At 53.6% G+C, this 26,317-nt stretch carries 26 protein-coding genes; 13 read left to right on the forward strand and 13 right to left on the reverse strand.

Going from position 1 to position 26,317, the window contains the following annotated elements; translation table 11 throughout:
* Positions 1–177 precede the first annotated feature (177 nt).
* From Q7C21_RS14200 to Q7C21_RS14215, 4 genes are all read left to right on the forward strand, one after another.
* Positions 178–1,905: a potassium/proton antiporter gene (locus Q7C21_RS14200; protein ID WP_003852737.1), complete on the forward strand. Its 1,728-nt coding sequence runs from the start codon at positions 178–180 to the stop codon at positions 1,903–1,905.
* A 78-nt stretch (positions 1,906–1,983) separates the two neighbouring features.
* Positions 1,984–2,217 carry a DUF1480 family protein gene (locus Q7C21_RS14205; RefSeq protein WP_003852736.1) on the forward strand — a complete coding sequence of 78 codons (234 nt, stop codon included), beginning with the start codon at positions 1,984–1,986 and terminating at the stop codon, positions 2,215–2,217.
* Positions 2,218–2,593: 376 nt separating this feature from the next.
* Entirely contained in the window at positions 2,594–4,060 is a 1,467-nt protein-coding gene (wbaP, locus tag Q7C21_RS14210) for an undecaprenyl-phosphate galactose phosphotransferase WbaP (RefSeq protein WP_008925307.1), read from the forward strand.
* 125 nt (positions 4,061–4,185) lie between these two features.
* Complete coding sequence (locus tag Q7C21_RS14215) at positions 4,186–5,379, forward strand: multidrug effflux MFS transporter (protein WP_008925308.1); 1,194 nt, start codon at positions 4,186–4,188, stop codon at positions 5,377–5,379.
* Here Q7C21_RS14215 and dadX read toward each other — a convergent pair.
* Together dadX and Q7C21_RS14225 are read right to left on the reverse strand one after the other, a co-directional pair.
* Positions 5,372–6,442, reverse strand: coding sequence for a catabolic alanine racemase DadX (dadX, locus tag Q7C21_RS14220; RefSeq protein ID WP_039660087.1), 1,071 nt, complete (start codon positions 6,440–6,442; stop codon positions 5,372–5,374). The genes Q7C21_RS14215 and dadX overlap by 8 nt on opposite strands.
* Positions 6,443–6,461: 19 nt before the next feature.
* Positions 6,462–7,763 (reverse strand): D-amino acid dehydrogenase, encoded by a 1,302-nt coding sequence (locus tag Q7C21_RS14225; protein ID WP_033762787.1) that lies wholly within the window; start codon positions 7,761–7,763, stop codon positions 6,462–6,464.
* Positions 7,764–8,267: 504 nt separating this feature from the next.
* Between Q7C21_RS14225 and Q7C21_RS14230 the strand changes: the two genes are divergently transcribed.
* Positions 8,268–9,803: a SpoVR family protein gene (locus Q7C21_RS14230; RefSeq protein WP_003852729.1), complete on the forward strand. Its 1,536-nt coding sequence runs from the start codon at positions 8,268–8,270 to the stop codon at positions 9,801–9,803.
* Between the two features lie 59 nt (positions 9,804–9,862).
* Here Q7C21_RS14230 and fadR read toward each other — a convergent pair whose 3' ends face one another.
* Positions 9,863–10,582 (reverse strand): fatty acid metabolism transcriptional regulator FadR, encoded by a 720-nt coding sequence (gene fadR, locus Q7C21_RS14235; protein ID WP_003852726.1) that lies wholly within the window; start codon positions 10,580–10,582, stop codon positions 9,863–9,865.
* Between the two features lie 470 nt (positions 10,583–11,052).
* On the opposite strand from fadR, the gene dsbB reads away from it, so the two are divergent.
* Entirely contained in the window at positions 11,053–11,583 is a 531-nt protein-coding gene (gene dsbB, locus Q7C21_RS14240; protein ID WP_078804466.1) for a disulfide bond formation protein DsbB, read from the forward strand.
* A 58-nt stretch (positions 11,584–11,641) separates the two neighbouring features.
* On the opposite strand, the gene Q7C21_RS14245 is transcribed toward dsbB, so the two are convergent.
* From Q7C21_RS14245 to Q7C21_RS14255, 3 genes are all read right to left on the reverse strand, one after another.
* Complete coding sequence (locus tag Q7C21_RS14245; protein WP_003852723.1) at positions 11,642–12,088, reverse strand: YcgN family cysteine cluster protein; 447 nt, start codon at positions 12,086–12,088, stop codon at positions 11,642–11,644.
* Between the two features lie 65 nt (positions 12,089–12,153).
* Positions 12,154–12,813, reverse strand: coding sequence for a fumarylacetoacetate hydrolase family protein (locus Q7C21_RS14250; protein WP_003852721.1), 660 nt, complete (start codon positions 12,811–12,813; stop codon positions 12,154–12,156).
* 315 nt (positions 12,814–13,128) lie between these two features.
* Positions 13,129–13,404, reverse strand: coding sequence for a YcgL domain-containing protein (locus Q7C21_RS14255; RefSeq protein ID WP_003852719.1), 276 nt, complete (start codon positions 13,402–13,404; stop codon positions 13,129–13,131).
* A gap of 155 nt (positions 13,405–13,559) precedes the next feature.
* On the opposite strand from Q7C21_RS14255, the gene minC reads away from it, so the two are divergent.
* From minC to minE, 3 genes are read left to right on the forward strand one after another with little or no spacing between them, the layout of a single operon-like run.
* Positions 13,560–14,273, forward strand: a complete 714-nt coding sequence (minC, locus tag Q7C21_RS14260; RefSeq protein ID WP_008925313.1) for a septum site-determining protein MinC — start codon at positions 13,560–13,562, stop codon at positions 14,271–14,273.
* Positions 14,274–14,306: 33 nt separating this feature from the next.
* Positions 14,307–15,119: a septum site-determining protein MinD gene (gene minD, locus Q7C21_RS14265; protein ID WP_003852716.1), complete on the forward strand. Its 813-nt coding sequence runs from the start codon at positions 14,307–14,309 to the stop codon at positions 15,117–15,119.
* 3 nt (positions 15,120–15,122) lie between these two features.
* Complete coding sequence (gene minE / locus Q7C21_RS14270) at positions 15,123–15,392, forward strand: cell division topological specificity factor MinE (RefSeq protein WP_008925314.1); 270 nt, start codon at positions 15,123–15,125, stop codon at positions 15,390–15,392.
* A 53-nt stretch (positions 15,393–15,445) separates the two neighbouring features.
* Here the strand turns inward: minE and rnd are convergent, their stop codons facing one another.
* The 6 genes from rnd to Q7C21_RS14300 form a co-directional block, all read right to left on the reverse strand.
* Positions 15,446–16,567, reverse strand: a complete 1,122-nt coding sequence (gene rnd / locus Q7C21_RS14275) for a ribonuclease D (protein ID WP_003852713.1) — start codon at positions 16,565–16,567, stop codon at positions 15,446–15,448.
* 97 nt (positions 16,568–16,664) lie between these two features.
* The gene (gene fadD / locus Q7C21_RS14280) at positions 16,665–18,341 is read right to left on the reverse strand and encodes a long-chain-fatty-acid--CoA ligase FadD (RefSeq protein ID WP_128755131.1); all 1,677 of its coding nucleotides are present in this window, start codon (positions 18,339–18,341) and stop codon (positions 16,665–16,667) included.
* Between the two features lie 207 nt (positions 18,342–18,548).
* Positions 18,549–19,145: a Slp family lipoprotein gene (locus Q7C21_RS14285; protein ID WP_003852709.1), complete on the reverse strand. Its 597-nt coding sequence runs from the start codon at positions 19,143–19,145 to the stop codon at positions 18,549–18,551.
* A gap of 60 nt (positions 19,146–19,205) precedes the next feature.
* On the reverse strand, positions 19,206–19,904 hold the full coding sequence (gene tsaB / locus Q7C21_RS14290; RefSeq protein ID WP_003852707.1) for a tRNA (adenosine(37)-N6)-threonylcarbamoyltransferase complex dimerization subunit type 1 TsaB: 699 nt from the start codon (positions 19,902–19,904) through the stop codon (positions 19,206–19,208).
* A 44-nt stretch (positions 19,905–19,948) separates the two neighbouring features.
* Positions 19,949–21,865 (reverse strand): ATP-dependent DNA helicase, encoded by a 1,917-nt coding sequence (locus tag Q7C21_RS14295; protein WP_008925318.1) that lies wholly within the window; start codon positions 21,863–21,865, stop codon positions 19,949–19,951.
* A gap of 781 nt (positions 21,866–22,646) precedes the next feature.
* On the reverse strand, positions 22,647–22,814 hold the full coding sequence (locus Q7C21_RS14300; RefSeq protein ID WP_003852701.1) for a hypothetical protein: 168 nt from the start codon (positions 22,812–22,814) through the stop codon (positions 22,647–22,649).
* 341 nt (positions 22,815–23,155) lie between these two features.
* On the opposite strand from Q7C21_RS14300, the gene Q7C21_RS14305 reads away from it, so the two are divergent.
* Both Q7C21_RS14305 and Q7C21_RS14310 read left to right on the forward strand, forming a co-directional pair.
* Positions 23,156–23,515 (forward strand): hypothetical protein, encoded by a 360-nt coding sequence (locus Q7C21_RS14305; protein WP_105099121.1) that lies wholly within the window; start codon positions 23,156–23,158, stop codon positions 23,513–23,515.
* Positions 23,516–23,582: 67 nt separating this feature from the next.
* On the forward strand, positions 23,583–23,927 hold the full coding sequence (locus Q7C21_RS14310) for a RidA family protein (protein ID WP_003852699.1): 345 nt from the start codon (positions 23,583–23,585) through the stop codon (positions 23,925–23,927).
* Between the two features lie 12 nt (positions 23,928–23,939).
* Here Q7C21_RS14310 and Q7C21_RS14315 read toward each other — a convergent pair whose 3' ends face one another.
* Entirely contained in the window at positions 23,940–24,134 is a 195-nt protein-coding gene (locus tag Q7C21_RS14315) for a YoaH family protein (protein ID WP_003852697.1), read from the reverse strand.
* A gap of 110 nt (positions 24,135–24,244) precedes the next feature.
* Here Q7C21_RS14315 and pabB point away from each other — a divergent pair, with 110 nt between their 5' ends.
* Both pabB and Q7C21_RS14325 read left to right on the forward strand, forming a co-directional pair.
* Positions 24,245–25,624: an aminodeoxychorismate synthase component 1 gene (gene pabB, locus Q7C21_RS14320; RefSeq protein ID WP_140915461.1), complete on the forward strand. Its 1,380-nt coding sequence runs from the start codon at positions 24,245–24,247 to the stop codon at positions 25,622–25,624.
* On the forward strand, positions 25,608–26,171 hold the full coding sequence (locus Q7C21_RS14325) for a CoA pyrophosphatase (RefSeq protein ID WP_003852695.1): 564 nt from the start codon (positions 25,608–25,610) through the stop codon (positions 26,169–26,171). Before pabB ends, Q7C21_RS14325 begins: the two co-directional genes overlap by 17 nt.
* Positions 26,172–26,317: the final 146 nt, after the last annotated feature.

A 26,317-nucleotide genomic window follows, 5' to 3' on the forward strand; every position in this document is an offset into this window, starting at 1 on the left:
GCTTGCCTGCCAACCCCCTCATTCTTCACATTAATCTGATTCCATACCCTCTTCAGCAATTGGTATAATGATCATTTTCACAATGACAACTCCTTGATAAAACATTATCTTTCAGAGATAGCATGGATATTTGTCAGCAGTTGCTGCAGCGCACTGTCATATCTCAGGAGACCGGGTTTGAACCACACTATTGTCTACAGTCTTTTTATCATCGGTTCCGTGCTGGTAGCATCGAGCATTCTGCTCAGCTCTTTCTCATCCCGACTGGGCATTCCTATTCTGGTTATCTTCCTCGCACTGGGTATGCTCACCGGTGTTGATGGTATCGGCGGCATCGCTTTCGATAACTATCCCGCGGCTTACTTAATTTCTAACCTGGCGCTGGCGATCATCCTGCTGGATGGCGGTATGCGAACCAAAGCCAGCTCGTTTAAAGTCGCGCTCGGGCCTGCGCTGTCGCTGGCCACCGTCGGCGTGATGATCACCGCAGGTTTAACGGGCGTCGTGGCCGCATGGCTCTTTAACCTCGACATGATGCAGGGCTTCCTGATTGGCGCCATTATTGGCTCTACGGATGCTGCTGCGGTCTTCTCACTGCTGGGTGACAAAGGCCTGAATGAGCGCGTCAGCTCCACGCTGGAGATTGAATCGGGCAGCAACGACCCGATGGCCGTGTTTCTCACCATTACCCTGATTGAAATGATTGAACAGGGCCGCAGCGGCCTTGACTGGATGTTCCTGGTGCATCTGGTACAGCAGTTCGGTCTGGGTATCGTATTAGGCCTGGGCGGCGGCTGGGCGCTGCAGCAACTGATAAACCGTATCAGTCTGGCTCCTGGCCTTTACCCGTTGCTGGCGTTGAGTGGCGGCATTCTGGTGTTCGCGCTGACCACGGTATTAGAGGGCAGCGGTATTCTGGCGGTCTATCTCTGTGGCTTCTTACTGGGCAACCGCCCGATTCGTAACCGCCACGGCATTCTGCAGACCTTTGACGGTATGGCCTGGCTGAGTCAGATTGGCATGTTCATTGTGCTGGGGCTGCTGGTCACACCCTCTGATTTGTGGCACATCGCGGTGCCAGCCATGCTCCTCTCGCTGTGGCTGATTCTGGTGGCGCGTCCGCTGTCGGTCTTTATTGGCCTGCTGCCATTTCGCAACTTCACGACCCGTGAACGGGTCTTTATCAGCTGGGTCGGCTTACGTGGTGCGGTACCGATTATTCTTGCGGTCTTCCCGATGATGGCAGGCTTAGAGAACGCTTCGCTCTATTTTAATATCGCTTTCTTCGTGGTGCTGGTCTCCCTGATGCTGCAGGGCACCTCACTGGGCTTTGCTGCCAAAAAAGCCAAAGTGGTGGTGCCGCCAACCGCTTCACCTATCAGCCGTGTGGGTCTGGATATTCATCCGGAAAATCCCTGGGAGCAGTTCGTCTACCAGCTCAGCGCCGACAAGTGGTGTGTCGGTGCCGCACTGCGTGACCTGCAGATGCCACGAGAGACGCGTATCGCCGCCCTTTTCCGTGACAATGTGCTGATGCATCCCAATGGCGGGACGCGTCTGAAAGAGAACGACGTTATCTGCGTCATTGGCCGCGAGCGCGATCTTCCCGCGCTGGGCAAGATGTTCAGTCAGTCACCGCCGGTTTCGCTCGACCAGCGCTTCTTCGGCGACTTTATTCTGGATGCAGAAGCTCGCCTGCGCGATGTTGCGCAGATTTACGGACTGGAACTGGATGAGAGCACGAATGATCAGCAGTCACTGGGACAGCTGGTTCTGGCTATGCTCGGCGGTTCACCGGTGGTCGGCGATCAGGTGGAGTGGAATCAACTGACATGGACTGTTGCTGAGAAAGAGGATAACCGTATTGTGAAAATTGGTGTCCGGCCAGCGGAAGAGAAGGAATAATCCTAATGATTCAGCCACGTTATTTTCTCTCAATACGCTAAGCTTAACGTTCTATGCCAGTAAAAACGGGAGAAATGAATGGGACACGTGGTTAAAATTGGTCGTTATGAGATTGTTGATGCCGATCTTGGCGGTGAGAATCCGGACACTGTCAGTATCCCCTGTCACACTAATCCCGGTTTAATTACGCAACTTGATGGCTGGGATCGTGATACCAGCGTCCCGGCCTGGATTGACGGTGAACCGGTGAATCTGCAAATCGGCCATTACGATAAACAGCAGGACCGCTGGATTTTAAAGAAACCTGCCTGATGCGCGATCATTACCGCCAGTCGTCAGATTCGGCGGTAATTCCTAAAAAGCGTCTTAAACAGTTTAGTTATAACTGACCCCTTCCTTATTTTATCTAATTAAATCCACAAGTTAGCTATTTAAAACTTTAATCAGTTTTGATGTTTTCAGATTTTTTCCGTATTAACTCTGTCAAATAACTCCTGCATACTCATTCTCGATGCTGCAACATTCCGTGATTATCATCACGCTTTAATCGTTATCTTTTTTGCAGCTGAACTGGCTTTACTGACTGCAACAGACTGAAAATTATTTTTTAATTTTTCAGAGGCCCACTCCTGAGCGCGCACCTGATTCTGGTCAGGCCATCTTTTACTTGAGAAAGAGAGCAGGTTTTATGGCAAGTACATTGATAATGAATAGCCCGAGCCGCTCATGGAGCGGCACGCGTAAAAATATCATCGTGAAATTCGCCCTGAGCTTTTCCGATCTGATTGCACTTAACCTGGCACTGTTTTTATCTGCCGCGACGATACAAGGTATTTGGGGCGAGCTGGATACCTTTATTCCACCGCACCAGATCGAATATCGTTTCGTGGCACAGTTTATTATGTCAGTAATGTGTACCGGCTGGTTCTGGGTACGTCTGCGTCACTATACTTATCGCAAACCGTTCTGGTTTGAGCTTAAAGAGATCGTTAAAACATTATTTGTTTTTTCACTGCTCGACCTCGCACTGATCGCTTTTTCTAAATGGGACTTCTCCCGCATGGTGTGGGTCTTCAGCTGGACATATGCCCTGCTACTGCTCCCACTGATGCGTGCTCTGGTGAAACGCGCCATCAACAAGGCGGGCCAGTGGCAGAAAGAGACCATCATTATCGGTTCCGGCCGCAATGCCACCGAAGCTTATGCGGCGCTGCAGAGTGAAGAGATCCTGGGCTACAACGTGCAGGCCTTTATCTCGGTTGATGATGTTCCTGCCCAGCAGAGCGTGAATGGCGTGCCCGTTATCACCTGGAAAGACATTAACTGGCAGACCATTGACCGCGATAACGTGCAGTTTATTGTTGCCATGGAGTATGAGCAGCAGCCAATGCGCGATCGCTGGCTGAAATTCCTGTCGAAGATGAACTGCCGTTCAGTCTCAGTGATCCCTACGCTGCGCGGTGTACCGCTTTATGGTACGGACATGTCCTTTATCTTTAGCCATGAAGTGATGATCCTGCGCGTCAGCAACAACCTGGCGAAACACTCCTCCCGTTTCATGAAGCGTGCCTTTGACATCGTGGTGGCGTCAATGCTGCTGCTGTTCCTTGGCCCGATCTTCGCCCTGCTCTGCTACATGGTGAAACGCGATGGCGGCAATGCAATTTATGGTCACGAACGCGTGGGCCAGAATGGCAAAAAATTCAAATGCCTGAAATTCCGTTCCATGGTGACCAATTCAAAAGAGGTGCTGGAGAAATTACTGGCAACCAGTGAAGAGGCGCGGATTGAGTGGGACAAAGATTTCAAACTGAAAAACGACCCGCGCGTGACCCGTATTGGTAGCTTCCTGCGAAAAACCAGTCTGGATGAGTTACCGCAGTTATGGAACGTGATCCGCGGCGAGATGAGCCTGGTGGGTCCGCGTCCGGTTATCGAAGCGGAGCTGGAGCGTTACGCGGGTGATGTCGACTATTACCTGATGGCCAAACCCGGCATGACAGGTCTTTGGCAGGTCAGCGGACGTAACGATATCGACTATGACACTCGCGTCTACTTTGACTCCTGGTATGTCAAAAACTGGGCGCTCTGGACCGATATCGCGATCCTGTTTAAAACCGCAGGGGTGGTATTACGCCGCGACGGCGCCTACTAGGCCTTTAATGCGATGCCTGTTTACAGCAGGCATCGCACTTTCCGCACGACTTCCTCTATCTTTTTTGCCTCTGAATCATTACCCTCTTCGATCGTTTTTCAACAGAACGTTACCCTCTGGTTGTTATGCAAAAATTTACGCTGCTGTTATTAAGCCTGGTGCTGCTGGCACCCTTAGGCATTGATCTCTATTTGCCCACGCTGCCACAAATCGCAGAAGGGCTGGATACGCCGGTTAACCTGGTTCAGACCACGATTCCGCTGTTTCTGCTGGTCATGGGGCTGGGACAACTGGTCACGGGTCCGCTGGTGGACAACTATGGCCGCAAGCCGATTGCCCTGCTGGGACTTGCGCTTTACATCGCCGGCAGTGCTATCGCTGCCACGGCGACATCATTCCCGCTGTTCGTCGTTGCTCGTCTGGTGCAGGGCTGTGGCGTCTGTTGTAGCGCCGTTGTCGCCTTTAGCGGCGTGCGCGACCGCCTGAGTGGCGATGATGCCGCACGCGCCTATGGATTCCTGAACGGCGCACTGAATATCGTTCCGGCACTCGCTCCGTTACTGGGTGGCCTGCTGGCCAGCGCCTTTGACTGGCGCGCGCCCTTCTGGTTCCTCTGCGCCTATGGTCTGCTGATTACGCTGCTGGTGATTATCTGGCTGCCCGAGACGCGCCCGGCAGATACCCTGCGGGTGAAAGGATTACCGGTTAAGCAGTACGCTGAAATCCTGCGTCAGCCGCGTTTTCTGGCGTTCGCTTTTGCCAATGCCGGTGCGCTGGGCATGGTGCTGACCTACGTGTCACTGGCACCACAGGTATTAATGACCGAAGGCGGCCTGACGCCGATCCAGTTCTCGTTTGCTTTCGGGGCCAACGGTTTCTGGATTATGTTTGTCAGCATGTTTGTGAATAAAGCGATTCGCAAAGCGGGTCGCCCTTTCTGTCTGGCAATGGGTTTTTTAACGATGCTGCTGGGGGCGGTACTACTGATGGCGGGAACGCAGATATTTCCGGCGGAAATGCAAACACACTGGGCGCTCTACATGTTCCCGGTGGCGGTATCGGTTGCCGGACTGGCCTTTACGGTAGGACCCGCCACCAGCTATGCGCTGGAGCCGTATCAGCAACAGGCAGGCGTGGCGTCCGCCCTGCAGGGATTTATTCAGATGGCTGGTGGTGCAGCAGGCAGCCTGGTAATCGTTGCGCTGCCGGTGGCGGAGAAGCTCTCGCTGAGCCTGATGATGCTGCTGGGTGCAGCGCTGGCGTTTATCGCCTGGCGCTGCAGCAGAAAGATGCGCGGCAGCCTGACCGCGCTTAAATAACGGTGACCGGAACGCGGGGTGCCAGGGCGCACATCAGCTCATACCCTACCGTTCCGGCTGCTTTTGCGACCTGATCGATTTTCACCTGCTCACCCCACAGCTCAACGGCTGAGCCAATGCCAGCCTGAGGGCAAGGCGTTAAGTCCACGGTAATCATATCCATGGAGACGGCTCCCACCACCTGCGTCATTACACCATCGACGCAGACCGGCGTGCCGGTTGGGGCATGACGCGGATAGCCATCAGCGTAACCGCAGGCCACCACGCCAATCCGCTGCGCCGTGCTGGCATGATAGCGATAGCCGTAACCCACGCCATCGCCAGCCTGTAATTGCTGAACCGCGATAATCTCACTGCTTAAGGTCATCACCGGCTGCAGGCCACTGCCTGCAATGTCCTGCCAGTTACCGCTGGGCGATGCGCCATACAGAATGATGCCAGGACGAACCCAGTCAAAATGCGCTTCAGGATGCCATAAGGTGCAGGCGGAGTTAGAGAGCGATCGCGGGCAGCTCAACCCTTCTGCCGCCTGCTCAATGCGCTGCAGCGGTGCAACTAAACCCTGCGGATTTTCAGCATCGGCGAAATGCGCCATCAGCGTCATCTCACCGACATTGCTCAGCGCCCGCAGTTTCTGCCACGCGCCGTTGACCTGCTCCGGGCGAAAGCCCAGACGGTTCATCCCGCTGTTCATTTTGAGATAAATATCAACCGGGGCAGAGAGTTGGGCACTGGCCAGTGCTTTGATTTGCCAGTTGCTGTGCACACTGGTAGTCAGACGATAGCGATCGATTAACTGCAAATCTTCTGGCTGGAAAAATCCCTCCAGTAACAGAATCGGTTTTTTCCAGCCCTGCTCACGCAGCTGAATCGCCTCCTCCATATTAAGCAGTGCGAAGCCGTCAGTGGCAGATAACGCCTCGCGGACGCGTTCAATACCATGGCCGTAAGCATTCGCTTTCACCACTGACCAGACGCGGGATGCAGGTGCCGCCTGGCGAACGACCGCCAGGTTCTGACGTAACGCCTGCTGATTGATGGTAGCGATAATCGGACGTGACATCCTCTCTCTCCCTGAAGACTTAACGAGTTGCGTTGGCGTTACGCAGCGGCGATGACGTCGCCGCGAAACCGGGTAAGTAGCGGAACACCGCTAAGTCATCCGCCGCAATGGCAGGCTTTTTACCGGAGATGAGATCGGCCAGCAGCTGACCAGAACCACACGCCATCGTCCAGCCCAGCGTACCGTGACCGGTATTGAGCCAGAGATTAGAAATTGGCGTGGCACCCACAATCGGCGTACCGTCTGGCGTCATCGGACGCAGCCCGGTCCAGAAACTCGCCTGCGCGACATGACCGCCTTCAGGATAGAGATCACTGACGACCATCTCCAGCGTTTCCCGACGTGCTTCAGTGAGTCTGGTGTTAAAACCAACAATCTCTGCCATGCCACCCACACGAATACGATCGTCAAAACGGGTCACCGCCACTTTGTAAGTCTCATCCAGAATGGTCGAAACCGGCGCAGCGTCAGGGTTTTTAATCGGAATGGTCAGAGAGTAGCCTTTTAGCGGATAGACCGGGATATCAATGACATTTTTTAACAGCGCGGTGGAGTAAGAACCAAAGGCCACCACATAACTATCCGCCTTGATGATCTCCTCACCACACTTCACACCATAAATACGATTGCCATCGCGCAGCAGGTGGTCAACCGGGGTGTTAAAGCGGAAAACGACGCCCGCCTCTTCGGCCATTTTTGCCAGACGCTGAGTGAAAAGCTGACAGTCACCGGTTTCATCGTTGGGCAGCCGTAATCCGCCAGTGAGTTTATGCTGCGTTGCCGCCAGAGCTGGCTCAACGCGTGACAGTTCATGCGCCTCTAACAGCTCATAGGGCACGCCCGCGTCGCGCAGCACGGCAATATCTTTGCTGGCGCTGTCAAACTGCTGTTGAGTGCGGAACAATTGTAATGTTCCACCCTGACGACCTTCATAGGCGATGCCGGTCTCAGAACGCAGCGCTTTCATGCAGTCGCGACTGTACTCGGCAATCCGTACCATGCGGCTTTTGTTCTGCTGATAGTGGTTGATGTCGCAGTTACGCAGCATGCGCCACATCCACTCCAGCTGAAAACTGCTGCCATCCAGCCGGATAGCCAGCGGCGCGTGGCGCTGAAACATCCACTTCACGGCTTTCAATGGCACGCCTGGCGCGGCCCAGGGTGCGGCATAACCGGGTGAGATCTGACCGGCATTACCCGCGCTGGTCTCCATCGCCGCCGCGGGTTGACGATCGATGACGGTCACCTGATGTCCGGCGCGCGCCAGATACCAGGCGCTTGCCACTCCCACCACACCACTTCCAAGAATTACAACGTGCATAGCTCCCCCACCCGGCATGTAAAAGCATAATTCACTGTTAAGAAGATGATAGTCAGCGGATTTACACAGCGGACATCACCCCATAAATTCAGCATCCATTTCACATCTTTTTCACTTTTCAGGTAACTAAAATCTTGCTGCCCGGCTAATTTCAGCGCTTTATGCGCCTTAATCACGAAAGACAGAAATAAATGACAACAGTGGCAGCTAAATCTGCGCATTGCAGGAGAATCCTTCAACCCCATACATTCCGCTTATAAACAGGATTATATTCCGCATTTTAAATTAATAGTCGCATCAAAGGCTGTTAAATTCTCTGCTGCAACACTCTTAATGATTTTGTGCCAAAGAATTCATTTGAGTTCGCATTTCGGATAAGCGACAGTGGGCTATCATTGTTGTGTTCGCTCAGTTTTTTTCGGGTTCCCTTTTTCAGGACGAAGCCTTAAATAACCAGAACGGGTTGTCTTTCGGGTCAGCCGGTTTGCAAAAAAGAGGTGCGCTATGACGACAATCTTTGACGAAGCCATCAGAGACAGCAAACGACTCAATGACGGACCAGACTGGACATTCGAACTGCTTGATGTCTATTTAGCAGAGATCGACCGGGTGGCTAAACTCTACCGGCTTGATACCTACCCGCACCAAATCGAAGTGATCACCTCTGAACAAATGATGGATGCCTATTCCAGCGTCGGCATGCCCATCAACTATTCACACTGGTCATTCGGTAAAAAGTTTATCGAGACCGAGCAGCGTTATAAGCACGGTCAGCAGGGGCTGGCCTATGAGATTGTCATCAACTCGAACCCCTGCATCGCCTACCTGATGGAAGAGAACACCATGACCATGCAGGCGCTGGTGATGGCGCATGCCTGCTATGGTCACAACTCATTCTTCAAAAATAATTATCTGTTCCGCAGCTGGACCGATGCCGGCTCAATTGTCGATTATCTGCTGTTTGCCAAAAACTATATCAGTGACTGCGAAGAGCGCTATGGCGTCGAAGAGGTCGAGCGACTACTCGATTCCTGCCATGCCTTAATGAATTATGGCGTCGATCGCTATAAACGCCCGCAGAAGATCTCCCTGCAGGAGGAGAAGGCGCGCCAGAAAAGTCGTGAAGAGTATCTGCAAAGTCAGGTAAACACCTTGTGGCGCACGCTGCCACGACGTGAGACCGAGGCGGTGGCTTTTGAAGCCGCACGCTACCCTTCTGAGCCGCAGGAAAACCTGCTCTATTTTATGGAAAAAAACGCCCCGCTGCTGGAGTCCTGGCAGCGTGAGATCCTGCGCATCGTGCGCAAGGTAAGCCAGTATTTCTATCCACAGAAACAGACCCAGGTGATGAATGAGGGCTGGGCAACCTTCTGGCACTACACCATCCTGAATCACCTGTATGACGAAGGCAAAGTGTCGGAACGCTTTATGATGGAGTTCCTGCACAGTCACACCAATGTGGTGTTTCAGCCGCCCTATAACAGTCAGTGGTACAACGGTATCAACCCTTACGCCTTAGGGTTTGCGATGATGCAGGACATCAAGCGCATCTGTCAGTCGCCAACGGAAGAGGACCGCTACTGGTTCCCGGATATCGCCGGTTCCGACTGGCTGGAAACACTGCATTTTGCGATGCGTGAGTTCAAGGATGAGAGTTTTATCAGCCAGTTCCTGTCGCCGAAAGTGATGCGCGATTTCCGGCTGTTCACTGTGCTGGATGATGACCGCAATAACTATCTCGAAATCGCCGCGATCCACGATGAAGCGGGTTACCGGGCGATTCGTCAGCAACTTTCCGCACAGTACAACCTGAGTAATCTTGAGCCTAACATTCAGGTTTACAACGTTGATGTGCGCGGTGACCGTTCGCTGACACTGCGCTATGTGCCGCAGAGCCGCACGCCGCTGGATAAGAGCCGTCGCGAGGTGCTGAAGCATGTGCATCGCCTGTGGGGGTTCGATGTGATTCTGGAACAGCAGAACGAGGATGGCAGTGTGGAGCTGCTGGACCGCAATCCGCCACGGGGTTCTTCACTTTGAGGGGTCAGTTGAAGGTGACGGCTTAGAAACAAAAAACCGGACGCGATGTCCGGTTTTTTTTAACGTTTGTTGCCGAGATCGTCAGGCAAGTTTTTCTGCATGCTGTGCCAGATTTCACCGCTGCGGCGACCATAGTTGCGCACCACATCCACAATCTCATCCTGTCCTGGTTCTTTATCGCACAGCGCCAGAAGCTTAAGATAGAAATCGCGCGCGACCTGGCGAGCTTCCGGGTTAGAGAAGTAGTGACGACCAACGCGAGTATAGAGGCCTTTCAGGCCATTCAGAATCAAACCATAAATCGGGTTACCTGACGCAAATGCCAGGCCACGGAACACCCGATAATCAAGTTCGGTATAGGCATCAGCCTGATCGGCTGCGGCACTGACTGTCTCCAGCACTTCACGGGCTTTATCAGGATGATGGCGCAGCGCACGGCTGATAAAAATCGATGAAATGTTGCTGCGGACAGACAGCAGGTTGTCGATTAACACGGGAACGCTGTCGTGATCGAGACGGGCCAGGGTTTCCAGAATATTGAGGCCGGAGGTCTCCCAGAAATCGTTTACCCGTGTCGGTTTGCCATGCTGAATCGTCAGCCAGCCATCGCGTGCCAGTCGCTGCAGCACCTCACGCAAGGTAGTGCGCGTTACCCCAATCAATTCAGAAAGCTCACGCTCAGCAGGAAGAATCGATCCGGGCGGAAAGCGACTGTTCCAGATGCTTTCAATAATATACTCTTCAGCAAATCCCGCTGGACTCTGAGCCTTTATAACCATAGCAATGTGTTCTCGTTGCTTTTCTCATCATGATGTGGACTCATCATACCAGACGCCCTATAGCGGATATAGCCTGCGTACTCATTAAACCGGGCGTAGTCGCATATTTCAGAATGGCTGACAATCTAATCTGCTGCGCAGAGACAACCGTCATCAGAACAGTTTTATGGGCTGAAACAACCTGTGTCCCCGAACAGCATAATGGCGTTCTGAATGCGTGGACTGTTCGCGCAGGATAGTTGCTGCCAGCCGTTTCACTGACTGCCTTATGCGACCCACTCTCTCCGCCTGACTGATTTCAATCGCCGTGCTGATGCGACCTCCGCGGAGATAGCCTCTGCAGATCCTCATTTAACCTGTTCTGGATCAGAATCAGGTCATGTTTGCACACGATTTTTCCTTGCGACTGGCTGGTTTGCAAACGCTTTTGGTTTACACTGCGTGGCATTAACGTTTACAGGGAATGCAATATGTTGCGATATCTGAATCAATGTTCACGGGGGCGTGGAGCCTGGTTATTACTGGCACTGACGGCGCTTGCACTGGAATTGACGGCACTCTTTTTTCAGCATGTGATGGGCCTGAAGCCCTGCGTAATGTGTATCTATGAGCGTAATGCCCTGTTTGGTGTGTTGGGTGCGGGTCTGGTGGGCGCAATTGCGCCTAAATCGTCGTTGCGTCTGGGCGCGCTGGCCTTGTGGATCTACAGTGCCTGGGAAGGACTGCGTCTCTCCTATGAACATACGATGATTCAGTTGCACCCTAACCCATTCACCACCTGTGATTTCGCCGCACGCTTCCCCAGCGGATTACCGCTGGATAAGTGGATGCCATCCGTGTTTCAGGCTACCGGTGATTGCGCTGATCGCAGCTGGACGTTCCTGACGCTCAGCATGCCACAGTGGATGATTGTGGTATTCGCCGGTTATCTGCTGGTTGCGGCGCTGGTACTGATTGCCCAGCCGCTAAAACCAAAACGTCGCGATCTCTTTAGTCGCTGAGATCAGGAAAGGCTGCCAATGGCAGCCTTTTTTTCATATCCCGACTCACGCGACGCGTTTAGCCGTTGCGATCGGGGCGATCGATAATGTGATCTTCCCAATCCCGCACTTCACTCTCGCGCACGGCAATATACCTTACAGAAATACGCTTCGCGTGCATGGCGGTTTTAGAACCGGCTCGCAGCGGATGCCAGGCGGGGAGATCTTTACCTTCACCCAGCAACCGGTATGCACAGGTACGCGGTAACCAGTTAAACGTGGTCAGATTTTCGCGCGTTAACTTGATGCAATCCTCTTCAAGTTCGAAGCGGCGCTCATAGTTGCGGCACTGGCAGGTTTTAATATTGAGCTGATTACAGGCGACATTGGTGAAGTAGATCTCATCGGTGTCTGCGTCCTGTAACTTGTTCAGGCAACACTGTCCACAACCATCACACAAGGATTCCCATTCCTCATCGCTCATTTGTGCCAGGCGTTTTTGTTGCCAGAAAGGGGTGTCTGTCATGATGATTTGTCCGGGTTGTGCCTAAACCGCACCTTATAAAGCCTATGCTGCGGTGATGCAAGTTTTTAGAGTACGCGCGTGCTGATGCCGTGACCCGCCAGGGAGACTTCCAGCTGATCACCCGAGCGCATCGGGCCCACCCCTTCTGGCGTACCGGTCAGAATCACGTCGCCGGCGCGCAGGGTAAAGTAGTGGCTCATGTGTGCAATCAGCGGCAGGATTTTATGAATCATATCTTCGGTGTTACCGTGCTGCCGCACTTCACCATTCACCACCAGTTTCAGTTCGACATTCTGCGGATCGCCACTGAAGTCTGACACCGGGATAAAACCGGAAACCGGACAGGCGTTATCAAAACCTTTGGATTTTTCCCAGGGCTGGCCTGCTTTTTTCAGCCCGGACTGCAGATCACGCAATGTCAGGTCCAGCGCCACGCCATAACCTGCAATCGCTTTAGCCACATGTGCCTCCGTCGCCTGCTTCAGCGTCCCGCCAATCAGCACGGCCAGTTCGACCTCGTGATGAACTTCGCCAAATGCGTCGGGAATAGAGAGCGGCTGGCGTAAATCACACAGCGCTGTTTCCGGCTTGATAAAGATCACCGGCTCAGTCGGCGTTGCGCTGCCCATTTCTTTAATGTGTTTTGCGTAATTACTGCCCACGCAAACCACTTTACTGACCGGAAAATCTAACAGAGCGCCTTGCCAGTTACGATGCTGATACATGCTCATCCCCTGTTCAGGTTAGGTGTGATGCCAGCGCTGCTGGCGGGTTGATGTTTGCTTTTGTGTTGATCGAAATGCCAACCTCATGGCGTGATAATAAGATCCTTTTAACGGTCCGGGGGATGGAATTTGTCAAAAAGCGTAAATGGCGGCGCTGAGGTGCTGAATAATCGTACAAATCAGGCGAAAAAAATGGGCAGGAAATTTAGAAACGGGTGAAACAGATAAGCTGCGCCGTTAATTTTACGCAGCGTCGGGCAATATTATCCTGCCAGGATGACGCCGACAGGATTTATATTTACAGAAGAATCTGAGTTAAACTTTTTTATCAGCCTCTAAATGAATTTTTAGCAGACTTTCAATCGGCGGAGGAAGTTGCAAATAATAGCCCTGCTCACTCAACCCCTGCTTAACTTTATTGATATCTGCATTTGCCAGCCTGTCGCGGCCCGCCAGCTTTAGCACCATCGCCAACTGCGGCTTGCCAAACCCTTTCAGCAATTCTTCAGGAACGCGCGAGAAATCGTCCTTTTTTTCTACATAGAGATAAGTCTGGTCACGTAACGGGCTTCTGTAGATCACACAAAACATATTTTTTACTCGAATTAACCGGCGTTGAGGCTTGTCTGAATATAGCTGTAACTATAACATGCTTGCAGAACTTCGAATATTCACCGTTAGCGCTTCAGTGATGATTTTATCATCGGCTTGCTAACGGTAGTGAAAACAGGACTGAGTCGGGACAGATGTCGCAAACGCCAATCGAATTCAAAGGTAGCAGTTTCACCCTATCTGTCGTCCATTTGCACCACCATGACCCTGCGGTGATTCGTAAGGCACTTCAGGACAAGATTGATCAGGCTCCGGATTTCCTGAAAAACGCACCGGTTGTACTTAACGTCGCCACATTGAGTGCCGAGGTTAACTGGAAACAGTTGCAGCAGGCGATTCTCGCCACCGGTTTACGTATTGTCGGCGTAAGCGGCTGCAAAAATGACGCACTGAAACGCATGATATCCCGGGCAGGCCTGCCAGTTCTGGCAGAAGGCAAAGAGTCCAGACCGCGTGCAGAAGCGCCACCACCCGTGCCAGTTCCTGAACCGCTGCCGGTGGTCACCGAAACGGTGGCAACGAAAACACGCATCGTGAACACGCCGGTGCGTTCAGGCCAGCAGATTTATGCGCGTGACGCTGATTTGATTATCACCAGCAGCGTCAGCGCCGGCGCCGAACTGGTCGCCGATGGCAACATTCATATTTACGGCATGATGCGCGGTCGCGCACTGGCGGGTGCCAGTGGTGATCGCAATTGCCAGATTTTTTGTACCAACCTGGCCGCCGAGCTGGTCTCGATTGCCGGAGAGTACTGGATCATGGATCAGATCCCGCAAGAATTTTTTGGTAAAGCCGCGCGTCTGTGCCTGCAGGATGGCGCGCTGACTATCCAGACACTTAATTAGGCCCCTTTTCTTTTGTTAAGGAAATCAACATTTATGGCACGCATTATTGTAGTTACATCCGGTAAAGGGGGCGTTGGTAAGACCACGTCAAGCGCGGCCATCGCCACCGGTTTAGCGCAGAAAGGCAAAAAGACGGTCGTTATCGACTTTGATATCGGTCTGCGTAATCTGGATTTGATCATGGGTTGTGAACGCCGCGTGGTTTATGACTTCGTCAACGTTATCCAGGGCGATGCCACGCTGAACCAGGCGCTGATTCGCGACAAACGCACTGAGCAACTCTACATTCTGCCCGCCTCGCAGACCCGTGATAAAGATGCGCTGACTCGCGAAGGTGTTGAAAAAGTTCTGAACGACTTAGCCGCTATGGAATTCGATTTCATCGTCTGCGATTCACCGGCAGGGATTGAAACCGGTGCACTGATGGCGCTCTATTTTGCTGATGAAGCCATTATCACTACGAACCCGGAAGTCTCATCTGTGCGTGACTCCGACCGTATCCTCGGTATTATTTCGTCTAAATCGCGTCGTGCGGAAAACAGTCAGGATCCGGTGAAGGAGCATCTGCTGCTGACCCGCTATAACCCTGGCCGGGTTAACCGTGGCGATATGCTGAGCATGGAAGATGTGCTGGAGATTCTGCGCATTCCTCTGGTTGGCGTGATTCCTGAAGATCAATCGGTGTTACGTGCCTCTAACCAGGGTGAACCGGTGATTCTTGACGGCGAATCTGATGCTGGCAAAGCCTATGCCGATACCGTTGAACGGTTGCTCGGTGAAGTACGCCCCTTCCGCTTTATCGAAGAAGAGAAGAAGGGTTTCCTGAAACGCCTGTTCGGGGGATAAACCATGGCATTACTTGATTTCTTTTTATCCCGGAAGAAGAACACTGCCAACATAGCCAAGGAAAGGCTGCAGATTATCGTGGCAGAACGGAGAAGGGGCGACAGTGAGCCCCATTATCTTCCGCAACTTAAGCGCGACATTCTGGAAGTGATTTGCAGATATGTGAAGATCGATCCCGAAATGGTGACTGTGCAGCTCGATCAGAAAGGTGACGATATCTCGATTCTGGAGCTGAACGTAACGTTGCCGGAAACGGATGAAGTGACTAAATGACGCTGACGGTTTCCTGAATTTCCCCTGCGCTCTGGCAGGGGAAATTTTTACCGTTAACAACCCGCCAGAATCTCCTCAATGCCGGGTTTCAGCAGTTCGCCCCGCCATCCGGTCAGTAACTCCGGTTGACGTCCCTGTGGCTTAAGACCCCAGTGCTGGCTTAATACCTGATTAATCTGACGTCGTGACGCCAGTAATTCCTGACTGAACCCACTCTGCCCGCTGACCTGCTGCACCAGGGCTTTCATCGCTTTAAACACCTGCTTGTAATCAGGATGGTCGATCAGATTGCCCAGCGGAGCCGGCAGTTCACTTTCATCCAGCGCCTCTGCTTCGGCCACCAGCGCCACCAGCGTTTTACCGTGGAAACGGATTTCATGACCTGACAGTCCCAGATGATCCAGCTCACCCAGTGAACCTGGCATAAAGCGCGCGACTTTCCACAGGTGCTCTTCGCGCACAACAAAGTTAACCGCCATATCCTTTTCACGCGCCAGTTTCAGACGCCAGGCCGCCAGTCGCTGCAGCGCGGCCAGTTGACGCGGACGCAATTGCCAGGCATTGGTGATATCCCGCCAGGCTTCATCCGGCGAAAGGCTATCCAGACGACGCTGACAAAGATTGTCGCACTCACTGAGCGCCGCCGCCATGTTGCCGGCCTCTTCAGTGTTGATCATCAGCTGGCGCGCAATCGGCAGCAGATAGTGAACGTCTGCCGCCGCATATTCGCACTGACGCTGGGTCAGAGGGCGTGCCAGCCAGTCGGTGCGTGATTCACTTTTATCGAGTTCGACCTGCGTGAAATGCGCCACCATTGAGGCAAAGCCCCAGGAGAGCGGCTGGCCGGAGAAGGCTGCCAGAATCTGTGTATCGATCATCGGTGTCGGCAGCACGCCGAAACGGTGCAGGAAGACTTCCAGATCTTCACCTCCGGCATGGAGGAATTTGGTGACACGGGTGTCGGTAAGCAACGCAATAAAGGGTGACCAGTCACGGATATTCAGTGGGTCAATCAGCACCAATTGGTGATCGTCGAACAGCTGGATCAGGCCAAGCTGAGGATAGTAAGTACGGGTACGGACAAATTCGGTATCCAGTGCCACCGCCGCCTGCTGGCGCGCTTTCTGACACACGTCTGCCAGTTGATCATCCTGGTCGATAAGGGAATAGTTCACGTCTGATTTCCACCGCAGCTAACAACGCGCGGCGCTCCATGTTAAAAACAATAAAAACGCCGGACATGCCGGCGTTCAACCTCAATTTTGCCCGGATTCAGCTCGCGCCGGGTTTTACCTCGTCACGCAACTCGCGCCGCAGAATCTTGCCGACGTTGGTTTTGGGCAAATCATCACGAAACTCAATGATCTTCGGCACCTTGTAGCCGGTCAACTGACGGCGGCAGTGATCGAGCACGTCTTCTTTAGTCAGTGACGCGTCTTTTTTCACGATACAGACTTTTACGGCTTCGCCAGAAAGATCGCTCGGCACACCAATTGCCGCCGCTTCACGCACTTTAGGATGCTGCATCAGCACATCTTCGATTTCATTCGGATAGACATTAAAACCGGAGACCAGAATCATATCTTTTTTGCGGTCAACGATGCGGATAAAGCCTTCCTGATCAACGGTAACAATATCACCGCTGTGGAGCCAGCCATTTTTCAGCACTTCCGCTGTCGCTTCCGGATGCTGCCAGTAGCCCAGCATCACCTGGGGACCTTTGATGCAGAGCTCACCCGGCTCACCTGGCGGCACTTCGTTGCCATCGTCATCCAGAATCCGCACGTCTGTCGAGGGCACCGGCAGGCCGATACTGCCGGTATGACAGCTGATGTCATACGGATTGACTGACACCAGCGGCGAACATTCGGTCAGGCCATAGCCTTCCAGCAGATAGTGTCCGGTTAGCTTTTCCCAGCGTTCCGCCACCACTTTCTGCACAGCCATCCCGCCACCGGCCGAAAGACGCAGCGTTGAGAAATCGAGCTTATTGAACTGCTCATCGTTGAGCAGCGCATTGAACAGCGTGTTCACGCCAGTGATCGCGGTAAACGGAAATTTACCCAGCTCCTTAACGAAGCCAGGAATATCACGCGGATTCGTGATCAGCAGATTCTGACCGCCCAGCTCCAGGAAAAGCAGGCCATTCACTGTTAAAGCGAAAATGTGATAAAGCGGCAGCGCAGTGACGACAAACTCTTTACCGTCGCGCAGCACTTTACCGTAAGTCGCGCGGGTCTGCTCCAGGTTCGCCTGCATGTTGCGATGGGTCAGCATTGCCCCTTTGGCTACGCCGGTCGTGCCGCCGGTGTACTGCAGGAAAGCGAGATCGTCATTTGAGACGGTCGGACGCTGATAATTGAGTGTGGCACCCACGTCCAGAACATGACGAAAGGAGATGGCGCCAGGCAGATGATATTTAGGCACCAGCTTCTTCACATACTTGACGATAAAGTTAACCAGCGTCGCTTTTATGGGTGCCAGCTGATCGCCCATCCGCGTCAGAATGACATGACGCACCGCGGTTTCCGCCACCACTTTTTCCAGCGTGTGGGCAAAATTCGAGACGATGACGATGGCGCTGGCACCGCTGTCATTGAGCTGATGCCTGAGTTCACGTGGCGTATAGAGCGGGTTAACGTTGACCACCACCATGCCAGCGCGCAGCACACCAATCAGGGCCACCGGATACTGCAATAAGTTAGGCATCATCAGGGCCACGCGGTCACCCGCTTTCAGGCCCAGTTGCTGCTGGAGATAGGCGGCAAACGCGCGGCTCTTCTCCTCCAGCTGACGGTAACTCATCTTCTGACCCATGTTTATAAACGCGGGTTGATCAGCGTAGCGTTTTACGGCCTGCTCAAACAGATCCACCAGCGAGGTGTAACGATCTGCACTTATTTCGGCAGGCACATCTGCCGGGTAGCGTTTCAGCCAAACCTTATTCAAGGATTCACCCCGATAATTATGTTGTATTTCCATCGCTGCCTCAGCCAATCTGTTTTGTTAACAATATTTTAACTGATTGTACCAGTTTGCCTGGTTTGGCATGTTGAGGTTGCGAAGTGCATCACTAAATTTCGTGCAGCGAAAACAGGCAAATAAAAAGCCCGGCAGCGAGCACCGCAACCGGGCTGGATATCACCTTTTTCACCGTTACTCGGTCAGTATGGTTTGCACCTCAGTCGGCCCACTGTTAACCATACCCCAGTAAGGATTTGGGCCCCAGTAGCCGCCGCGATGACGAGTCGGACCATACCAGATCCAGGGATCCATTGGCTGAGGCGGTGCTGTTACCTGTTGCGCGAGACGCCAGCGCTGGTAACCTCGTACATCGATAACGGCAAATTTATAATCTGCCTCACCAATTTTGCCCTGCTCCGTTCCCTTCAGGGTACCCAGCACAGTGACATACTGGTTTCTGACATCCACTGGATCAACGAAGCCGTGGATATCGGCATAAATCCGCCCCACCGACGCCGCCCCCAGACGCGGTCTGGCGCTATCGTCCAGCGGCTGTGCAGCAATCTCAAGCCGGGTTTTGCCGTTCAGATTAGTGACATTCACGACCTTGCCGCCAAAGCGAGATTCCTGCCCGACGAAGATCGAAGGATCGCTCATGACCCGCAACAAATCCTGCTGCGGCTGAGGCGAGCTGCCCTGCAGTGTGTCGGGAATCGAGACACAACCGGTTAACGCCAGCACACAGGTCAGCAGCAGACCTGAAAGCCCTTTACCACACATTGACGACATAGACGTTCTCCCGTTAGGTAAAGACTTAGACTGGACGCATAACAATAAGTTGCGTGCATTTTACCGGCCAGGTAATTTTTTCCAGGCGACTTCATTGCGCAGATAAGTGGGCTCCGCCGTCTCCGGCAGCAGCGTATTCCCCTGCGCCAGAGCAAGTATCGCCAGCGGCAGCATATCCTGAGCGGCAGGCAGCGTGACCTCACTGGCAACCAGCGTCAGTTCATGTCCCTGCTGCAGGCCAGGATAAGCCTGCCAGCCGGTGCCAGCGGTCATCCATTCACCAGAGAGCGACTGCATGCGTGCCAGTGCCGCTTCCGGCGACAACACACTTTCGCTGGCTTCGCCCTGCCAGGCACCGTGCTCATCACGCTGATATTCGGCCCAATAGACTTCGCCCATCCGCGCGTCAATCGCCGTTAATACCCGGGTTGCCCCGTGAAGGCGCCATGCGCCTTCCGCCAGCGTCGCGAGGGTAGAAACCGCGATCATCGGCAGTGCTGCGCCCAGTGCAAGGCCCTGCGCAATGCCAATGCCAATGCGTACGCCAGTAAAACTGCCCGGGCCGCGACCAAAGGCGAGCGCGTCCAGTTCGGTCAGTTCCAGCTGCTGTGCCAGCAGGAGCTCTTCGACCAGCGGTAAAATACGCTGGGTATGATCACGCGGGGCGATCTCGAATCGGGCATCAATCTGTTGCTGATTCAGCAAGGCAGCTGAACAGGCTTCTGTCGCCGTATCCAGCGCTAAAATTCGGGCTGACATGACCACCTCAGAAGAAAGAAAACGGCGCGCATATTAGCATAAAATTATGCGTCTGGTTCGGGTTGCTGACGGATAAAGGCGATGGCACGATCAATGTCCCGGGTGCGCGGCGTAGGTGGCAGGCTGTTGAGAAACAACGCGCCATAAGGACGCGATACGAGGCGCTGATCGCAAATCACCAGCACACCCCGATCATCCGTATCACGGATCAACCGCCCCACCCCCTGCTTCAGCGTGATCACGGCATCCGGTAGCTGCACATCCGTGAAGGGATCGCCGCCACGAATCCGGCAATCTTCCATTCTGGCTTTTAACAGGGGATCTTCCGGCGAGGTGAACGGCAGTTTATCGATAATAACCAGCGACAACGCATCACCCCGCACATCAACCCCTTCCCAGAAACTGCTGGTCGCCACCAGCAGGGCGTTGCCTTTGTCGATGAACTGTTTCAGTAACTGACCTTTGCTGGTTTCACCCTGTACCAGCACAGGCAGGGTCATTGAGGCGCGAAATTCTGCCGCCAGTTCACGCATCATCAGGTGCGATGTGCAGAGGAAGAAACAGCGGCCTTTGTTGGCATCGATCAGCGGTTTCATCATCGCGGCCAGCTGGCGGGCGCCGCCGGGACGGTTAGGCTCAGGCAGATTGCGCGGCACGCAGAGCAGTGCCTGCTTCGCAAAATCAAACGGGCTATTCAGAATCAGGCTCTTTGCCGCATTCACACCCAGTCGTTCGGCGAAATGGGCCATTTTTTCATCCACCGCCAGGGTGGCCGAGGTGAAGATCCACGCCGCTTTACGGTTGTCCATCACTTCCCGGAATCGTTCAGCGACCGAGAGCGGCGTCAGCGCCAGAATAAAATGACGCGACGTACATTCATACCAGTAGCTGTAGCCCGGCTCGTTAATCGCCCGTAACCGTTTTAAGCGGGTACGGTAAAGCGCGGCGCGCTCAAAGGCGGCATCCAGCAGAGCTGAACGACCCAGCGAGAGTTTGATAACGTCGTAACAGAGCTCCAGCGCATCGTCCAGCAAGGTGAACATGCGCAGTATCTGGTTATCGCTCAGCAGTTCGCGTAAATTACCGCGATAACCCGGATCGCCTAATGACAGGCGGAAATCCTGTGCGCATTGCGCCAGTCGATCAGCTGATTTCTGCAGTTGCTGGGCATCACGCACTTCCGTGCGGTAGGCGGTAATAATATCTTTAGCCAGATCGAGTAACTGGCGGCTGGAGAGTTGCTGACCAAAATACTGGCTGGCGATATCGGGCAACTGATGGGCTTCATCGAAGATCATCACATCAGCCTCGGGAATCAATTCGCCAAAGCCCCCCTCTTTTACCACCAGGTCGGCAAGAAACAAATGGTGGTTAACGACCACCACATCAGCGTCCATGGCGCGCTTACGTGCCATGACCACAAAACACTCTTTATAGCGCGGACAATCCGTGCCCAGGCAGTTGTCGTTGGTGCTGGTCACCAGCGGCCAGATCGGGCTATCTTCGGTCACACCCGCACAGCTGCTGATGTCGCCATCTTTTGTCTGTGATGACCAACTGCGCAGCGTCACCAGATCGGTTAGCGCCTGCACGGTGAGCTCACCACCGGCCATCGACTGCTGTTCCATGCGTTCCAGGCAGAGATAGTTAGAGCGCCCTTTCAGCAAGGCCGTTTTCCCTTTGAACTTCAGTGCCTTAATCATGGTGGGCAGATCGCGGCCATAAAGCTGATCCTGCAGCGCTTTTGAGCCGGTGGAGACAATGACTTTTTTTCCGGCCCGCAAGGCGGGTGCCAGGTAAGCATAGGTTTTGCCGGTGCCGGTGCCGGCTTCAACCACCAGTTCACCCTGCTGTTTTACGGCTTCAGATACCGCCTGCGCCATCTCACGTTGTGCTTCACGCGGTTTAAAACCTGCGATCGCCAACGCCAGTGCGCCATCCACTGCAAAATCGTCTGCCACATACCCTCTCTAAGAACGGCAAAAACACTGTAATTATGTCAGTATTGGATAAACAAATCAAAATCGATAAATATCAACAGGTTGAGGTTTTAGCCGTTTCAGGTGCGGCGGTACGTGACCCGAAAGTACGATAAGAAAACCTGAAATTTTAGCGCTTCATTAAATACCCTGCTGAATAAGCTAATTAATAACAGGGACTTTATTCCATTCGCTTTTTAATCTGTAAGGCGATAAACCGCCGTGCATCCGCGCAGGAATCGCTAAAGGTTTTCATCGATGCGAATGTCAGTGAGACTAATGACTGAAGGATTTTATCCGGGCAGTTTATCTGAACAACCCGAGCGGTCAGAGGGTCATCACCAGGGTGTTGTTTAGCCAGATTCCAGCAACCCGGGTAAAGCTGAAAAGGCGCGGACAGAAGTGAGTCAATGAGACCGGTGTAGAAACCGCAAAACTGCGCGACTGACGGTTTTGCGGCGTGAGTCAGAATTCAGAAGAAATGGAGGTCGTCAGACAACCGTTTCAAACGCCTAAACATCCTTTTCTAAGGGATCGTTTTCCTCATCCTCTTCTTCATCTTCCGGATAGATCTCAGCATCATCTGGCAGCGGTTCATCGTAATCAGGACGTTCAGACATAATTACCTCCGGTGATAAATAGCAAGGCTGCTATTTCAACTGATCATAGTTAACACTCACTGGAGGCCGCACACTTTCCACCTGAAATGTGAACCAAACGTGAATTCACTGTAATGGACTGAAAACAGCCCAACCGCACCTTGCTAATGATGCAGGTACAGTGCACCCGCCAGCATGATGATGAACAGCACGGCAAAGGTAACAAATCCCTGCTTACTGCCTTTGGATAACCCCACAAATGCCGCGATAACAATAAACAGCAGCGTCAGAGCGCCAGCCATTACCCAAAAAAGATACTGCGTATTCGCCATGCTTTAATCCTCAACCTGTGGCGCAATCTCATGACTGATTTATAACATTTTTAAGCCGCCAGTTCCCCTAATTCCGTGTTTCTTATCCCCTGTCAGCGCTAACAGCAGGCGCGATTAAGGACACTTCATTGTCAGCGCAGTTAGCGCCACAGTGTGATGCAGTTATCAAATGCAAATGAACACATCAGGTAATCAAAAGGCAGGATTATAATGATTAAATCAGCTTACTGTTGGGATGTGGCACCCGTAGGCTGATGTGCTGAGACTGGCTTAACATTGCCCTTCAGGTGATGTTTCGCAGATGGCTAAACCCGACTGCCTGTTTCAGGCGGAGGTACATCATGAATTATGTCCGCATCGGATCTCTGGCTGGCGTACTGCTGCTCTGCGGCTGCCAGGCACCTACCCCTGATCAGGCTCGTCTGCAGCAACCCGTTTTCCAGGGCCAAAGCGCCCGCACCGTCCCTCAGCTCAGCGACTGTATTTATCGCGGCTGGTCCACCACCAGCGTCATTGCACGGGATAACACCACCCACACCCAGCCGAACGGCAGTGAGATCAGCGTCTTTACCTGGGAAGATTCTATTTTTGCGGATGTTTCGCCCCGCCGAAAAGGTGCTGATGTGAAATATTTCACCACCTTCCGGATGTCCCCGGACGTGATGGCAGACAGACAGGCGATTGTTGAGCGCTGCCTGTAAAGCGTAAGAGGTGACAGCGATATCAGGAGTGTGCCAGGCTAATGCGCAATTAACCAGGGAGAAACCGATGAGTATTACCCGCATTGACCCGGAACATCGTATGTCCGAAGCCGTCATTCATAACGACACAATCTATTACACCAGTGTGCCCGAAAATCTGGATGCCGACGCAGAAGCACAGACCGCCAATGCGCTGGCGGTGATTGACGCCATTCTGACCCGGCTCGGTAGCGATAAAAGCAAAATTCTGGATGCGACGCTGTTCCTGGTAGATAAAGCCGACTTCCCCGCCATGAACCGCGCCTGGGATGCCTGGGTTTCGCCGGGCAATGCGCCGGTGCGCTGTACGGTTCAGGCCGGTCTGCTAAATCCAAAATACAAGATCGAAATTAAAATCATTGCTGCACGTTAAACCTGCCGGGCGTTATTCCTCTTCGTTTTCGTCATCTTCGTCTTCGAATAACGCCCGAATACGTTCGCCCTTGTGATTTTCGCGGATTTCCTGCGCCACCTGGGCGATTGCTTCACCGCTCGATAGTCCGCCTGCCATCAGCGCCTGAATACGTTCGACGGCCTGTTGTTGTTGCTCATGAGAGAGAGCCGGTAATCCAATAAACATTTTTTACTCCTGCGTTGGGTCAGACAGTATCCCACGTGGAACTAACAGGTGCCAGTGAGGAAAAAATATGTCAGTCTGACCGCCTCTTAGCTTTCTGATTTGTCTGCCCGATGATTGTTGAAACCCTCACGCTTGATTATACCCCCGATGCGCTGACTCAGCGTTTCGCCACCCTTGCCCATCTGCCCTGGGCGATGCTGCTCTCCTCCGCGCAGGCCAGCCACAGTGACAACCGTTTTGATCTTCTGACCGCCGATCCCCGCGCCACCCTGGTGACCCGCGGCGCAATCACGACGCTCAGCGACCCAACCGGTACAACCGAATCAACCGCCGATCCCCTGTTGCTGGTGCAGCAACAGTGTGATGCGCTGGGCGTCACACCTGCATCCAGCGAGACGCTGCCGTTTCAGGGCGGTGCGCTGGGGCTGTTTGGTTATGACCTGGGCCGCCGGTTTGAGTCCCTGCCGCAGCGGGCTGCAGCCGATCTCACTACGCCTGACATGGCCACAGGAATCTATGACTGGGCATTGATTGCCGACCATCATCAGCAAACCCTGACGCTCGTGGCGTTGAGCAATGTTGAAGAACGTGCCGCCTGGCTGGCACAGTGGCCTGTACGCGAAACTGTACCCTTTTCGCTGACAAGCCGCTGGCGCTCTAATATGAGCTATGCCGAATACGCCGCGCGCTTTGCCGCCGTTCAGGCTTATATTCAGGCCGGTGACTGTTATCAGGTAAACCTGGCACAGCGTTTTCAGGCGGGTTATCAGGGTGATGAGTGGCAGGCATTCACTCTCCTCAATGCGGCTAACCGCGCACCCTTCAGCGCGTTTCTGCGGCTGCCTGACAGTGCAATTCTCAGCCTGTCGCCGGAACGCTTCCTGTCGCTGAATAACAAGCAGATTGAAACTCGCCCCATTAAAGGGACCCGACCACGCTGTGACGACCCGATTGCCGACGCACAACAGGCGGAGTCGTTGCGCCATGCGGAGAAAGATCGGGCTGAAAATCTGATGATTGTTGATTTGCTGCGCAACGATATTGGCCGTGTGGCGCGACCCGGTTCGGTTACGGTGCCAGAGCTGTTTGTGGTTGAACCCTTCCCCGCCGTGCATCACCTGGTGAGCACGGTGCGGGCGCAGCTACCTGACAGCCTGCAGGCCACTGATTTACTGCGCGCCTGTTTTCCTGGCGGCTCGATAACCGGTGCACCTAAGATTCGGGCAATGGAGATTATTGATGAGCTGGAACCGCAGCGCCGCAATGCCTGGTGCGGCAGCATCGGCTATATCAGCCTGTGTGGCCGGATGGATACCAGCATCACGATTCGCACGCTAATCGCCGAAGGCCAGCAACTCTACTGCTCTGCCGGTGGCGGATTGGTGGCTGACAGCGATCCGGAAGCGGAGTATCAGGAAACGCTCGATAAAGTCAGCCGGATCTTACCGACACTTGAGCAGGCAGGAGGTTCAGTTGGCACTGACGATTGATGTTTTTCGCAGCCGTTTTTTATTGCAGCAACCCGCCCGCAGCACCCAGCGTCTCTCAGGACGTCATGCTGCGGTGCTGGTGCCTATTGTGGCCCGTCCTGAGCCGGGTTTGTTGCTGACGCAGCGTTCGCAGGCCCTGCGCAAGCACGCCGGACAGGTCGCCTTTCCCGGCGGGATGCAGGATGACACCGACGCCTCACTGATCAACACAGCACTCCGTGAAGCGCAGGAAGAGGTCGGCATCGATCCGCAGCAGGTCGAGATACTGGGTGCGCTGCCTGCCGTCACCAGCAGCACCGGCTTCCAGGTCACGCCCGTGCTGGGCATTATTCCGGCCGATTTACGACTTACTCTTAACCCGGATGAGGTCAGCAGTGCTTTTGAGATGCCGCTGGCCGAAGCTCTGCAGCTAAGCCGCTACAGCGCGCTGGAGGTGCATCGGGCCGGTGTACGCCATCCGGTCTGGCTCTCGCGCTACCAGGATTATCTGGTGTGGGGCATGACCGCCGGAATCATCCGTTCATTGAGCACCCAGATCGCCTTCTGAAACCTTTTTGCCTGTTTTTTCACAGATGCTCGCCAGCGACCTGCCGGGCTGCGCTATAATTTTTTCTATCTTTTTAGATAAGTTTATTTCATGCGAAAAAGCGCTCTTTTCCGGTGCATGACTATTACTATGGGCGCCATAAACTG

It is taken from the genome of Pantoea sp. ANP04, from assembly GCF_041982285.1.
Taxonomy (GTDB): Bacteria; Pseudomonadota; Gammaproteobacteria; order Enterobacterales; family Enterobacteriaceae; genus Pantoea; species Pantoea eucalypti.

Bases quoted from the DNA above. Each gene is read 5' to 3' on its own strand.
- Q7C21_RS14245 (WP_003852723.1), bottom strand. From the start codon at position 12,088: ATGACAGACACCCCTTTCTGGCAACAAAAACGCCTGGCACAAATGAGC.
- Q7C21_RS14285 (WP_003852709.1), bottom strand. From the start codon at position 19,145: ATGTCGTCAATGTGTGGTAAAGGGCTTTCAGGTCTGCTGCTGACCTGT.
- Q7C21_RS14230 (WP_003852729.1), top strand. From the start codon at position 8,268: ATGACGACAATCTTTGACGAAGCCATCAGAGACAGCAAACGACTCAAT.
- Q7C21_RS14255 (WP_003852719.1), bottom strand. From the start codon at position 13,404: ATGTTTTGTGTGATCTACAGAAGCCCGTTACGTGACCAGACTTATCTC.
- tsaB (WP_003852707.1), bottom strand. From the start codon at position 19,904: ATGTCAGCCCGAATTTTAGCGCTGGATACGGCGACAGAAGCCTGTTCA.
- minE (WP_008925314.1), top strand. From the start codon at position 15,123: ATGGCATTACTTGATTTCTTTTTATCCCGGAAGAAGAACACTGCCAAC.
- Q7C21_RS14205 (WP_003852736.1), top strand. From the start codon at position 1,984: ATGGGACACGTGGTTAAAATTGGTCGTTATGAGATTGTTGATGCCGAT.
- pabB (WP_140915461.1), top strand. From the start codon at position 24,245: ATGATTGTTGAAACCCTCACGCTTGATTATACCCCCGATGCGCTGACT.
- Q7C21_RS14300 (WP_003852701.1), bottom strand. From the start codon at position 22,814: ATGGCGAATACGCAGTATCTTTTTTGGGTAATGGCTGGCGCTCTGACG.
- Q7C21_RS14305 (WP_105099121.1), top strand. From the start codon at position 23,156: ATGAATTATGTCCGCATCGGATCTCTGGCTGGCGTACTGCTGCTCTGC.
- fadR (WP_003852726.1), bottom strand. From the start codon at position 10,582: ATGGTTATAAAGGCTCAGAGTCCAGCGGGATTTGCTGAAGAGTATATT.
- minC (WP_008925313.1), top strand. From the start codon at position 13,560: ATGTCGCAAACGCCAATCGAATTCAAAGGTAGCAGTTTCACCCTATCT.
- minD (WP_003852716.1), top strand. From the start codon at position 14,307: ATGGCACGCATTATTGTAGTTACATCCGGTAAAGGGGGCGTTGGTAAG.
- Q7C21_RS14215 (WP_008925308.1), top strand. From the start codon at position 4,186: ATGCAAAAATTTACGCTGCTGTTATTAAGCCTGGTGCTGCTGGCACCC.
- Q7C21_RS14310 (WP_003852699.1), top strand. From the start codon at position 23,583: ATGAGTATTACCCGCATTGACCCGGAACATCGTATGTCCGAAGCCGTC.
- dsbB (WP_078804466.1), top strand. From the start codon at position 11,053: ATGTTGCGATATCTGAATCAATGTTCACGGGGGCGTGGAGCCTGGTTA.
- Q7C21_RS14250 (WP_003852721.1), bottom strand. From the start codon at position 12,813: ATGTATCAGCATCGTAACTGGCAAGGCGCTCTGTTAGATTTTCCGGTC.
- wbaP (WP_008925307.1), top strand. From the start codon at position 2,594: ATGGCAAGTACATTGATAATGAATAGCCCGAGCCGCTCATGGAGCGGC.
- dadX (WP_039660087.1), bottom strand. From the start codon at position 6,442: ATGTCACGTCCGATTATCGCTACCATCAATCAGCAGGCGTTACGTCAG.
- Q7C21_RS14225 (WP_033762787.1), bottom strand. From the start codon at position 7,763: ATGCACGTTGTAATTCTTGGAAGTGGTGTGGTGGGAGTGGCAAGCGCC.
- Q7C21_RS14315 (WP_003852697.1), bottom strand. From the start codon at position 24,134: ATGTTTATTGGATTACCGGCTCTCTCTCATGAGCAACAACAACAGGCC.